10 protein-coding genes are annotated in these 12,605 nt (G+C 64.5%); 6 read left to right on the top strand and 4 right to left on the bottom strand.

Annotated features, from left to right (window positions below; translation table 11 throughout):
* Nucleotides 1-32: 32 nt before the first annotated feature.
* From M1E07_RS19660 to M1E07_RS19645, 4 genes are all read right to left on the bottom strand, one after another.
* Nucleotides 33-1,325, bottom strand: coding sequence for an aminotransferase-like domain-containing protein (locus M1E07_RS19660; protein WP_461188279.1), 1,293 nt, complete (start codon nucleotides 1,323-1,325; stop codon nucleotides 33-35).
* 86 nt (nucleotides 1,326-1,411) lie between these two features.
* Nucleotides 1,412-2,209 (bottom strand): GerMN domain-containing protein, encoded by a 798-nt coding sequence (locus tag M1E07_RS19655; RefSeq protein WP_461188278.1) that lies wholly within the window; start codon nucleotides 2,207-2,209, stop codon nucleotides 1,412-1,414.
* 135 nt (nucleotides 2,210-2,344) lie between these two features.
* Nucleotides 2,345-3,589, bottom strand: a complete 1,245-nt coding sequence (gene ligD, locus M1E07_RS19650) for a non-homologous end-joining DNA ligase (protein ID WP_461188277.1) — start codon at nucleotides 3,587-3,589, stop codon at nucleotides 2,345-2,347.
* Nucleotides 3,590-3,734: 145 nt separating this feature from the next.
* On the bottom strand, nucleotides 3,735-4,292 hold the full coding sequence (locus M1E07_RS19645) for an NAD(P)H-dependent oxidoreductase (protein ID WP_461188276.1): 558 nt from the start codon (nucleotides 4,290-4,292) through the stop codon (nucleotides 3,735-3,737).
* Nucleotides 4,293-4,420: 128 nt separating this feature from the next.
* Here M1E07_RS19645 and M1E07_RS19640 point away from each other — a divergent pair, with 128 nt between their 5' ends.
* The 6 genes from M1E07_RS19640 (at nucleotide 4,421) to M1E07_RS19615 (ending at nucleotide 12,580) form a co-directional block, all read left to right on the top strand.
* A complete protein-coding gene (locus M1E07_RS19640; RefSeq protein WP_461188275.1) occupies nucleotides 4,421-5,029 on the top strand; it encodes a TetR/AcrR family transcriptional regulator in 609 nt (202 codons plus the stop codon).
* 353 nt (nucleotides 5,030-5,382) lie between these two features.
* Entirely contained in the window at nucleotides 5,383-6,366 is a 984-nt protein-coding gene (locus tag M1E07_RS19635; protein ID WP_461188274.1) for an ABC transporter permease, read from the top strand.
* Nucleotides 6,367-6,368: 2 nt separating this feature from the next.
* Nucleotides 6,369-7,358 carry an ABC transporter permease gene (locus tag M1E07_RS19630; RefSeq protein WP_461188273.1) on the top strand — a complete coding sequence of 330 codons (990 nt, stop codon included), beginning with the start codon at nucleotides 6,369-6,371 and terminating at the stop codon, nucleotides 7,356-7,358.
* Nucleotides 7,355-9,583, top strand: a complete 2,229-nt coding sequence (locus M1E07_RS19625; protein WP_461188272.1) for a dipeptide ABC transporter ATP-binding protein — start codon at nucleotides 7,355-7,357, stop codon at nucleotides 9,581-9,583. Before M1E07_RS19630 ends, M1E07_RS19625 begins: the two co-directional genes overlap by 4 nt.
* A gap of 52 nt (nucleotides 9,584-9,635) precedes the next feature.
* A complete protein-coding gene (locus M1E07_RS19620; RefSeq protein WP_461188271.1) occupies nucleotides 9,636-11,357 on the top strand; it encodes an ABC transporter family substrate-binding protein in 1,722 nt (573 codons plus the stop codon).
* Between the two features lie 152 nt (nucleotides 11,358-11,509).
* Complete coding sequence (locus tag M1E07_RS19615) at nucleotides 11,510-12,580, top strand: Gfo/Idh/MocA family protein (protein WP_461188270.1); 1,071 nt, start codon at nucleotides 11,510-11,512, stop codon at nucleotides 12,578-12,580.
* Nucleotides 12,581-12,605: the final 25 nt, after the last annotated feature.

Below are 12,605 nucleotides of genomic sequence, written 5' to 3'. Positions count from 1 at the left end.
TGAGTGTGCGGCTTAAGTCAGTGAGCCCAAGGCTACAGCTCCGCGATGGCTTCCTGCAGTACCGGCGCCAGGCGCCGAACGCCTTCGGTGATGGCTTCCGGCGGCACGGCGCTGTATGCCAGGCGCAGCTTGTTGGACGGCTCGTCTGACGGCGTGAAGGCGGCTCCGGGGATAAACACCACGCCGGCGTCGATCGCCTTTTGCAGCAACGGATAGGTGTCCACACCTTCGGGCAGGGTCACCCAGACGAAGAACCCGCCCTGCGGGCTGGTCCAACTGGTGCCGGCCGGCATATGGGCCTCAAGGGCGGCGAGCATGGCGCGGCACCGCTCCGCATACAGCCCGCGGTACGTTTCGATCTGGCCCCGCCAGTCAAAGTCGCGCAGATAAGCGGATACCAGCATCTGGTTAAGCGCGGGAGGGCACAGGGTCACAGCTTCCGCTGCCAGGTAGTAGCGGCGCTGCAGGTGTTCGGGCACAAGGGCCCAGCCGATACGAAGCCCGGGGGCGAAGATCTTCGAGAAGGACCCCGTATAGATGACGTCCGCTGGATTGCCGGCGCGCAGCGGTGGCAGCGGCTCACCATCGAAACGCAGGAGTCCGTAAGGGTTGTCCTCAAGGATTAGGATATTCGCGTTACGGCATATATTCACGATCTGCTGCCGCCGCTCCCGGGCGAGGGTGATTCCGGAGGGATTGTTGAAGTTCGGAATGGTGTACAGGAACTTCACGCTCTTGCCGGCCAGCTGCAGGGCCGCGATCTTTGCCTCAAGGAGATCCGGAACAAGGCCCTCCCTGTCCATCTCCACCGTTTCAACCTCAACCTGGTACGACTCGAAGGCATTCAGGGCGCCCACATACGTAGGGTCTTCCACCAGCACCACGTCACCGGGATTGCAGAAGACCTTGGTGGCGACGTCCTGCGCCGACTGCGACCCGGCCGTAATGACCACATTCCGCGGCAGCGCGTCCTCTATGCCCTCGGCCGCCATCACCTCGCAGATCTGGGCGCGAAGCTCCTCCGTGCCTTGGCCGCTGCCGTACTGCAGGGCCGTTAAGCCGTCCTCAGCAATGATCGCTGCCGCGGTGGCCGCAAGCCGGTCAAGGGGGAGGGACTGGAGGTAGGGGCTTCCACCTGCAAGGGAAACCAGCCCGGGGCGCAGTGAAATGTCGAAGACATCCCTGACAGCGGACTGCCGGATATTGGCTGCGCGCTCTGAGAAAAGTTCCTCATGGCGGTGGGCGGATGTCGCCGCCCGTTCGATGGCATCAATGGCTTCGGCAGGCAGCGTCCGTGCTGCGGCGTCGAGTGTCTCGTGGCTCACATCAAACAGGATACAACCGAGTGTTGCTGCCTAGGCAACACCCGTTGAGTAATTATGCACGGGGGCTTCTGCGGTGGGTCAAGCGGTCAGTCAAGCCGCAGGGCCTCAGCAAGGGTCAGCCCGTTGACATAGATTTCCGCACGGATTGCCCCCACCGCCGTAACCGCAGTATGGGTCAGTTGCGCTTCCACCCGCGGGACGTCGCAGACCCCTCCCATGCTGAGCGACCCGGCGAGGTACACCGTGACGGTTGTGCCGTCGAAGCTTCCCGACAGAAACTTCAGGTCCGAACCTGAGAGTGCGTTGTAGACCTCCGGTGCCGGCTGTGGCTGTTCTGCCTCAGCCTGCGAATCCAGCAGCGCGCGCACGGCAGCAGCGAGCGTGTCGTCTCCGGCGGAACTGCTGTGGGCTACCCCCACCAGGCTGTCGTTGCAGCCGAAACGCACACCATTGCTGCCGCCGTCGTCCACCAGCACGTAGTAGGCCGTCACCGTCTGCAGTCCTGCCGCCCTGCCTGACACAGCCGGAGCGGAAGGAAGGGGGGCCTCCGACGCCGTTACTTCCGGCGCGGGTGACGCTGGGGAAGTGTCGCCTGGTGCGGTTACGGCCGGGGCCGCGGGGGTGCCACTCTGGGTCGCCGGGGGCGGGGACGTGACCGCTGTTCCCGCCGGGGGCAGGACCTGCGGCGGCGGGCCGGGGACAGTAGGGGTGGTTGCCGGGGTGGGGGTGGCGCCGGCACCAGCGGAGGGCGCCGGGGAAGGCGGTGTTTCCTGAACGGGCGGGGCGACGCAGGCGGCGGCCCACAGTGGAAGCGCCAATGCGGATGCCGCCGTCACAGCGCGCAGCCCCGCCAGCCGCCTTCCAGCCATCGGCCTTTTTGCCATCCCTGCACCGCAATCCCGTCCCGGTACGTCCGTGGATTAACGTTACGGCTGGCCCGTCCGCCAAAGAATGTCCTTGAGGTACCGGTTGGGACAAGAGTTGGTCACGGCGGCACGGCGGGGTGCACGCGACCGGAGTCAGGATTCGGGGCGCCCCGGCCAATCCTTGCCCGCCCAGGGGTCATAGTCCACGAGGAGTTCCTCCTGCGCGGGACGTTCAGCATCGGGAATGTGCTGCAGGTTCACCCGCACCCGGTACCAGAGCGAGCTTGATCCGCGCATCCCGTCCACGAGCACGTCCGCGGGATGCAGGGCAGGGATGAGGTGCGCATGCCGGGACTTCCACTCATCGAGGGCCGCGAGTGCCTCGGGTTTGGTTTTGGTGCGGGCCACCTCGATGAGCGGCATCACTGACTGCCGGCGGCCGGAGCCGTCACCGCTGCGGGGCGCCTTCTCCGCGGGGCCCAGTTCGGTTGCCAGGGCGAGGAGGCCATCCAGCTTGCCCGCGGCCTCGTCGATCCCGGCATGGGGGTCCCCCACGTCCGCGAAGCGTCCGGGCACAGTGCGCACCGTGAATTGATCGGGACGGGCGGAGCGCACTTCGTTCCATGAAAGCGGCGTAGAGACCCGGGCATCGGGGAGCGCACGGACCGAATAAGCGGATGCCACGGTTCTGTCCTTGGCATTCTGGTTGAAGTCGACGAACACACTCTCGCCGCGCTCCTCCTTCCACCACCGGGCGGTGGCGAGGCCTGGGGCGCGGTTCTCGACTTCACGCGCAAGTGCCTCGGCGGCGAGCCGGACGTCGCGATAGGACCATTGCGGTGCGATGCGCACCAAAATGTGGAGTCCGCGGGAGCCGCTTGTCTTCGGCCAGCCGACCAGCCCCATGTCCTCGAGCACCTCCCGTGCCACATATGCGACATCCACAATCTGCGACCAGTCGACCCCCGGCATCGGATCGAGGTCCACCCGCAGCTCATCAGGGTGCTCCAGGTCCTCCGCCCGAACGGGGTGGGGGTTGAGGTCGAGGCAGCCAAGATTCACCACCCAGGCCAGGCCGGCGGCATCCCGGATAACGGCTTCCTCGGCCGAGGTGCCGGAGGCGTAGTGAAGAGTGGCGGTGTCGATGAAATCAGGGTGGTTCCCGGGCACGCGCTTCTGGAAGAACGGTTCGGCGTCGATGCCCTTCGGGAAACGCTTAAGCACCATGGGCCGCCCGCCGGCGCCGCGCAACGCGCCATCCGCGACCGAGAGGTAGTAGCGCACCAGGTCCAGCTTCGTGACCCCGGGCTCGGGGAACACCATCTTGTCCGGGCTTGAGATGCGGACCTCAGCGCCGGTGATGTCGAGGATCTCGGCCGGGGCCTTCGAGGGGGTCATTCCGTCACGCTAGCAACGATTCAATGCCACAGCCAGAGCAGGCGTGGCCGCCCCGTCAGCAGGACGATGTGCGGCATTAAACGCAGCGGTGCCCGACGCAATCCTGCGCCGGGCACCGCTAAAGGCTGGTTACGCGGAATGCTGCCTATGCGGCAGGCTGGGCAGCTGTGAGGGCATCGAACACGCCCCTGATCTGCTCCACGACCTCTGCGTCGTCCTTCGGGTGGAGTTCAGCGAACCGGACCATGGAACCCGGCACTGCGAGCTTGACGTCCTCGAGGATCTGGGCCCCGGCAATTCCTGCTGCCTTGCGCGCCTCGTCCTGGGCCCAGACTCCGCCGTACTGTCCGAAGGCAGTGCCGACGACGGCGGTTGGCTTGCCGGCGAGGGCGCCGGCGCCGAAGGGACGGGACAGCCAGTCGATGGCATTCTTCAGCGCTGCGGGCACGGTGCCGTTGTGCTCGGGGGTGACCAGGAGAAGCGTGTCGGCGTCATTGGCTGCGGCCCGCAGGGCGGCAGCGGCCGCGGGAACCTGGCCCTCGACGTCAATGTCCTCGTTGTAGAAGGGGATGTTTCCCAGGTTTTCGTGGATGACAACGTCCACCTGCTCCGGCGCGTTCAGCTGGATTGCTTCTGCCAGCTTCTGGTTGGTGGACTCGGCGCGGAGGCTGCCGACGAGGGTGAGTACGGTGCTCTTGGTCATGGGAACTCCTTGGGGTAGAGGCGGCGGGAGGGGCCGCCGGTCGGTAACAACTGAGGCGTGTCAGCGCCTTCACCCCATCTAAACGGACTACGGTCCGCTTCTTATTCCCGGGGTCTAGAATGTGGAATGTGAGCTTCATCCCAATGCGCCCCCGACTCTCGCCGGGCGAAACCGTGGAGCGCAGCGACGCCGCACGGAACCGGGAGCGCCTGCTCGAGGCTGCCCGCGACCTGATCGGGGAATGCGGGGCGGAAGGGCTCACCATGGACCGGCTCGCCGAGCATGCCGGGGTAGGCAAAGGCACTGTATTCCGCCGCTTTGGCAGCCGCGCCGGGCTCATGCTTACCCTCCTTAGTGAATCCGAGGCTGCCTTCCAGGCGCGTTTTATGTTCGGTCCGCCGCCTCTGGGCCCGGGCGCGCCGGGACTGGACCGCCTCATTGCTTTCGGTAGTGAACGGATTGCCTACGTTATGGAATTCGGTGACCTGGCGCTTGCCGCAGAGAACGCTTCCCGGGGCCGCTCCGAAGTTCCCGCTGCGGCCCTCTGGTATCGCCATATCGAGATGCTGCTTACCGAGGAGGGCTTCGCGGCGGACCCCTGGCTGATGGCGCGTTCCCTGGGGGCTACGTTGGCTCCGGACCGGCTCCTGAACCTGGTCCGCGTGCATGGCGTGGAGAAGGGCCGGCTCAGTGCATCCTGGAGGGAGCTTGTTACACGGGTTGTCACCGCGGAATAGGTCACGGCGAACGCGTTTAGGGCATCCAGTCAAACCAGATTTACAGAATTATTCATAACAATCTGATACGGGCAGGTGGGTTTGGACACAACGAGCCCGTATCGGGTAGCGGCTTGTGATAGTTTCCTCTGGAATGTGACCCGCGACATAGTCTACAAAGGGCCATGCCTGCAAAGGCTGCGGGAGCCGGCTCTCCGCTGGCAGAGGACCCGGTGAAGCGGCACAACTCCCGCTAGCCGGGGATAACGGAAGGATCCAGCACGTGAATGTTGATTTGCCCAACAGCCTGGCCTGCCTGCTGACACCGCGGGGTTTTACCGTCCAGCTGTCGGCGGCGAAGCAGAACTAGCGCCATGCTCAGGTACCTCGCAAAGCGCGGCATCACTTACGTTTTTATGATCTTCCTGACCACTTCGGCAGGATATTTCCTGGCGGTCAGTTCCCTCAAGCCCGCGCTGCTTGAACAGGAACGGATTCCCCGGCCCACCCCGGAGCAGGTGGCCAACTCGATGCGCCTCAAAGGCCTGGACCCGGACCTGAGCCCATGGGAGCGTTACGTGGAATGGCTCACCGCCATCGTCACCCGCTGGGATTGGGGCCGCAGCCCGAACGGTGCCTTCATCAACGCCGAGTTCGGTGACCGGGTTTGGATCTCCACCCGGCTCTTCCTGGCGTCCATCATCCTGACGCTCGTCATCGGTGTGGCACTCGGGGTCTATTCGGCAGCGCGGCAGTACAGGTTCCAGGACCGTGTCATCACGTCGTACAGCTACCTTGCCTACATCGTGCCTGCCCCCATCGCGTACTTCCTGGTGCAGTTGGGCGCCATCAACATCAATGAAACGGTGGGGGAGCGCATCTTCTTCGTCACCGGCATCTCCACACCCGGCATGGAGCCGGGCTGGGCACAGTTCGTGGACATGGTGGCGCACTATGCCGTTCCGACCATCGCCATCACGCTGGTGGGTTGGGGGTCCTACCAGATTGCCCAGCGCCAGTACCTCCTGGACAACGTCAACGCCGACTTTGTCCGGACCGCCCGCGCCAAGGGGCTTACCCGTAATCAGGCGATCTCCCGGCATGCGCTGCGGGTCTCATTCATTCCGGTGGCCCAAAGCATTGCCTTTACCATCCCGGCCATTTTTGCGGGCGGCTTCTTCGCTGAGAAGATCTTCGCCTGGCCGGGTGTAGGCTCCTGGAGCATTGACGCCATCTCGCTCCAGGACGTGAACGCCGCCACTGCCACGCTGGCCTACGGTTCCGTTATATTCGCACTGGGGGCCATCCTGGCGGACTTCGCCACCACGCTTGTTGATCCGAGAGTGCGGGTGCAGTAGCCATGACCAACCTCAACGCCGTTGATCCGGCCGCCGTCGCACAGGACGCCCACCTGGAAAACGCCGACGTCATCATCGGTAAGAACACCATCATCTTCCGTCGCTTCATGCGCAATAAGACGGCGGTGGCGGGCCTCGCCATCTTCCTGGCCCTGACCGCCTTCTCCTTCGTGGGCGGCTACTTCACCGAGTGGGACAAGGAGACCATCGATCCATTCAACATCGGCATGCCTCCCTCGGCCGAGCACTACCTCGGAACATCCCAGGCAGGCATCGACCTCTACGCCATGACGGTGGAAGGCACCAGGATCTCCATCCTGATCGGCCTGATCGTGGGTCTCGTCTCAGTCTTCATTGCCGCCGTCTACGGCTGCACCATGGCCTACTTCGGCGGCAAGGTGGACAAGGTGATGCTCTTCATCCTTGAGGCGCTCATCATGATGCCCGCACTGCTGGTGGTGGCGGTTGCCACCAGCGGCGGAGGCGAAGGCCTGAAGCGGGACCTGCCCTCCTGGCTGCTGCTGATCATCGTGCTGCTGGTCTTCAGCTGGATGGGCACCGCCCGGCTGATCCGGTCTTTGTCCATGTCCCTGATGCAGCGGGACTACGTCAAGGCCGCCCAGTACATGGGGGTCCCGCCGCGCCGCGTTGTCTGGCGGCACCTGGTTCCCAACATCGGGTCCCTGCTGGTCCTGGACATCACCCGCGGCGTTACCGGGGCCATCCTTGCGGAGGTAGCCTTCTCCTTCATTGGCATCGGCATCAAAGTTCCGGACGTCAGCCTGGGCGTCCTCATTGGCGGCGCGACGTCGCAGGTACAGACCTTTCCCTGGATGTTCTGGGTGCCGTTGACGGTGATGTTCCTGCTCACGGGCTCGCTGGCCATGATGAATGACGGACTGCGTGACGCCTTCGACCCCAGCTCCAGCTCCAGCGGCAGCGCCAAAAAACGCAGTGCCCTGAAAACCCGTGTTAAGGGGAAGTCCTCATGAGCAGCGAAATTGCCGCCGAACAGCCCCAGCCAGCAGTGGAACGCCTGCACGTCGCCGGCCTGCAGGCCCCCACGGACGCAGTTTTGTCCGTCCGGAACCTGAACGTGCGCTTCAACACCGAGAACGGCGTGGTGCACGCAGTCCGGGGCGTTGATTTCGACCTCCTGCCCGGGAAGACTTTGGGCATCGTGGGCGAATCGGGTTCCGGCAAATCCGTAACGTCTTTGGCCATCATGGGACTCCTGCCCACCACAGCGGAAATTTCCGGGTCCGTCAGGCTCAAGGGCAAGGAGTTGCTGGGCCTCAGTGACAAAGCCATGTGCCAGTTCCGCGGCAACGATTTGGCCATGGTCTTCCAGGACCCGCTGTCGTCCCTCACGCCGGTGTACACGGTGGGCACCCAGATCGTGGAGGCACTTACCATCCACAACCCCACGATGAGCAAGCAGGCAAAAGAAGCGCGCGCCGTCGAACTTCTGGCCATGGTGGGCATTCCCAGCCCAAAGGACAGGCTGAAGGCCTTCCCGCATGAGTTCTCGGGCGGCATGCGCCAGCGCGTCATGATCGCCATCGCGATTGCGAACAACCCGCGCGTCCTCATCGCTGATGAGCCGACGACGGCGCTGGACGTCACCATCCAGGCCCAGGTGCTGGAGGTGCTGCATACTGCGCGGGAGGAGACGGGTGCCGCCGTCGTAATGATCACCCATGACCTGGGCGTGGTGGCCGGGATGGCGGACGACATTATGGTGATGTACGCCGGCAAGCCCGTGGAGACAGGGGCGGTGGATGACATCTACTACAACCCGCGGATGCCCTACACTATGGGCCTGCTCGGAGCCGTGCCGCGCGTGGACGTTGCGCAGAAGTCGTCCCTGATTCCTATCGAGGGCATGCCGCCCAACCTCATCCACACGCCCACCGGCTGCTCGTTTGCGCCCCGGTGCCCGTTGGCCTCCGACGCATGCCTGGACGGGGAACCTGCGCTGGCGCCGGTAGCCGGAAGCGCCCTTCACCGTGCCGCCTGCATCAAGTCCGGGGCCTTGGGCGGCGAAGTGGACGTCCATGACGTCTTCTCCGCTCCGCCGGTGCCAGTGTCCCGTTTTGATGCCATTCCACGCGGGGGGCGTTCAACTGTCCTGCAGCTCAAGGACGTGCGCAAGCACTTCCCCCTGACCAAAGGCGCACTGCTCAAGCGCAGGATCGGCACCGTCAAAGCCGTGGACGGTGTCAGCTTCGACATCCGCGAGGGCGAGTGCTTCTCGATCGTGGGCGAGTCCGGTTCCGGAAAGACCACCACCCTGCTGGAAATCATGGAGTTCCACAAGGACCAGGACGGCGAGGTGGTGATTGGCGGCATCAGCAACAAGCAGGCGGCTGATGCCAGGACGAAAGCCGCGATGCGCCGCGAGCTCCAGATGGTTTTCCAGGATCCCACCGGCGCGTTGGATCCGCGGTTCACGGTGTACGAGGTGCTCGCCGAACCACTTCAGAACGCGGGCATGGACAAGCAGGCCATCAAAAAGCGCATCATGGAACTGATGAGGCTGGTGGGCCTGCAGCCGGACCACGTCAACCGCTTCCCCAACCAGTTTTCGGGAGGACAGCGCCAGCGCGTTGGCATTGCGCGCGCCCTTGCCGTGAATCCAAAACTGGTGGTCCTGGATGAGCCTGTTTCTGCCCTTGATGTTTCCGTCCAGGCCGGGGTGATCAACCTCCTCGACAAGCTCCGCGCCGAGCTGGGCCTGAGCTACCTGATGGTGGCGCACGACCTTTCCGTGGTCCGGCACATCTCGAACCGCGTGGCGGTGATGTACCTGGGCAAAATCGTGGAGGTCGGTGAAGTGGACCGCGTGTTCGATAATCCCCGCCACCCTTACACCCGGGCCCTTCTCTCGGCCATCCCGGTGCCGGACCCGCAGGTGGAGCGGACCAGGGAGCGGATCATCCTGCGCGGCGACCTGCCCTCACCGCTGGACGCCCCCAAGGGCTGCAACTTCGCCACCCGCTGCCCCGTCTTCGCGGCCCTGCCAGCGACGAAACAGGAAAAGTGCCTCACCCTGGAACCTCCGCTGGAACCGGTGGCACCCTCGGCAGCGGCCCAGGCCCTGGCCGCGCACCCGCTGCCGGCCCTGGACCAACGCTTCGCCTGCTTTTTCCCGGACGGGGAACTGGACGAAGACATGCTGGTAGTCCACGATTCGGCGGACCACCATGCACCCTAGGTTTTTTCGACCCATCACCAGCATCACCACCAGCAACAACGAAGGGAACACCATGAGGAATCTGAACAAGATCGGCGGAGCGGCAGCCATTGCTGCGGCTCTGGCGCTGACCGCCTGCGGCGGCGGAGGTGGCGGGGCCACGGGGCCGGAAACGGCAAAGGGCCAGGAGGCAGGCAGTGACCTGTCCAAGCTCATCAGCATCAACGAAAAGCCCGCCGCCGATCTTGAACAGGGCGGCAAGGTCACCCTTCCGCTGGGCAACATCGGCCCGGACTTCAACGGCTTCTCCAACAATGGCAACAGCGCAGACAACTCCGCGATGATGGTTCCGATGAATCCGGTGGGGGTAGGCAGCGGCGGCATCGGCGGCTGCTGGAAGGTCGACTTCGAGGGCAAGGCAACGCCCAATAAGGACTTCTGCGAGGAGGTCAAGAGCGAAGTCACGGATGGTAAGCAAACCATCACCATCAAGGTGAATGAGAAAGCCACCTACAACGACGGCACACCCATCGACGTCAAAGCGTTCCAGAACACCTGGAACATTCTGAAGAGCCCGGATGCCGGTTACGACATCGTCACCTCCGGATCGTATGGGTTTATTGAATCCGTTGAGGCCGGCAGCAGCGACAAGGAAGTCATCGTCAAAACCAGCCGGCCGGTGTACCCGCTGGAGGACCTCTTCTTTGGCCTGATCCACCCTGCCGTGAACAGCCCCCAGATCTTTAACGAGGGGTTCAACGGCGAGCTGCACCCGGAGTGGATGGCCGGCCCGTTCAAGCTGGACCAGTACGACTCTGCAGCCAAGACCGTGACCATGGTGCCCAACGAGAAGTGGTGGGGCAACAAGCCGGTCCTGGCGAACGTGGTGTTCCGCCAGCTGGAGGCCAGCGCACAGATCGCGGCTTTCAAGAACGGTGAGATTGACGGCGTGTCAGCCAACACCATCTCCCTTTACAAGCAGCTCGAAGGCGCCACCAACTCCGAGGTCCGCCGCGGTCAGCGCCTGTTCGCCGGCGGCCTGAACCTCAATGCCCAGCGCATCACCGACGTGGCAGTCCGCAAGGCGATCTTCGCGGCAGTGGACCGTGAGGCCCTCCGCAAGGTGCGCTTCAACGGCCTGAACTGGGAAGAGCCCAGCTCCGGCTCCATGATGCTGCTGCCGTTCTCCGATTACTACCAGGACAACTACCCCGTGAAGGAGACCGGTCCGGACGCCGCCAAGAAGGTACTGACGGACGCCGGCTACACCGCGAATGCCAACGGCATCATGGAGAAGGACGGCAAGCCTGCCGCCTTCAAGATCAGCAACTTCGGTGACGATCCCACCACCCTCGCCTTCACCCAAACGCTGCAGAAGCAGCTCCAGGCCGGCGGCATGGATGTTGGGATCGACCAGCGCGCCTCCGCCGATTTTGGCAAGGTCCTGGGCGCGCGCGAATTCGACATGAGCGTCTCGGGCTACACGGTTGGTGCGGACGCCACGTCCGCCGTCAAGCAGTACTACGATTCCAAGACCAACGAGAACCAGCTGGGCGACGCCGAGCTGGACAAGAAGATCGCGGACCTGGCGACCATCGAGGACAACGCCGAGCGCAACAAGGCAGCCATGGAAGTTGAGAAGGAGCACATGGCGAAGTACTACTCCATGGGGGTGGTGATGAACGGTCCACAGATCTCCTTCGTTCGCACTGGCCTGGCCAACTACGGCCCGTCCCTGTTCCAGAGCCTGTCCCAGGTTCCGGACTGGACCACCCTCGGCTGGGAAAAGAAGTAACAGTCCATCCTGACGGGCGCTAACTGAATAGCCGTCGAGGCCGGCATCTCCTGGAACATCAGGGGATGCCGGCCTTCGCCGCATGCCCCAGGCGCTCCCTCCCCTTCGAGCCAGGGGAGTCCTGCGCACGGCGTGCGGGGTACCGTAGCCCTATGACTGACTCCGCCGCTTCACGCACCATCCGTACGGCCGTCGTCGGCTATGGCCTGTCCGGCAGCGTCTTCCACGCCCCCCTGATCGGGACGGACGGACGCTACTCGCTGGATGTCATCGCCACGTCCAACCTGGAGCGGCAGAAAGCGGCCACGGCCCGCTATCCGGGCGTGAGGACAGTGCACGACGGCGATGCTGTCCTTGCGCGCGCTGCTGACCTTGACCTCGTGGTGCTGGGCACCCCGCCGGCTACGCACTACCCGCTTGCCAAGGCAGCGTTGGAGGCCGGGCTGGACGTGGTGGTGGACAAGCCGTTCGCGGTGACCAGCGGGGAAGGGCAGGAGCTGGTTGCCCTCGCGCAGCAACTGGGCCGGGTGCTGACGGTATTCCAGAACCGGCGGTGGGACGGCGACTTCCTGACGCTCCGGAAGCTCCTGGCGGCGGACGCCGTGGGTAAGGTGACCAGGTTTGAGTCGCGGTTCGAGCGGTGGTCACCCGCCATAGCCAAGGCCTGGAAGGCGCACGCGACTGCTGCTGACGGCGGGGGCGTCCTGTTCGACCTCGGCAGCCACCTGATCGACCAGGCGCTCCTGCTGTTTGGTCCCGCCACCGTGGTCCATGCCGAGCTGAAGGCCCGGCGTGCCGATGAACGCGCAGATGACGACGTGTTCCTGGTGCTGCGGCACGAGGCGGGAGTATTGAGCCACCTCAGCATGAACATGCTCTGCGCCCAGCAGGGCCCGCGGTTCCGCGTCCTCGGTTCCGTAGGCGGATTTACCAAGAACGGCGTGGACCCGCAGGAACCCTACATTGTGGCGGGCGGCAGCCCCCTGGACGCGGAGTACGGCGAGGAAGCGCCGGAGTGGGCAGGGCTCCTGGGCCGCGACGGCCACCTGGATGCCCTGCCCACCGAGCGGGGCGCCTACCCGGAGTTCTACCGGCTCCTGGCGGACAAGATCCTCGACGGCGGCGCCACCTCAGCCCTGCCCCTCCCGGTAGACCCGGCCGGACCGGTGGAAGTCCTCAAACTTATAGAACAAGCAAGGGAACTGGCCTCGGCGAGGTCTTAATCGTAAATGCTGGACGACAGACATC

Source organism: Arthrobacter sp. Z4-13 (assembly GCF_054792705.1).
This window is presented reverse-complemented; position numbering and strand designations above follow the sequence as displayed.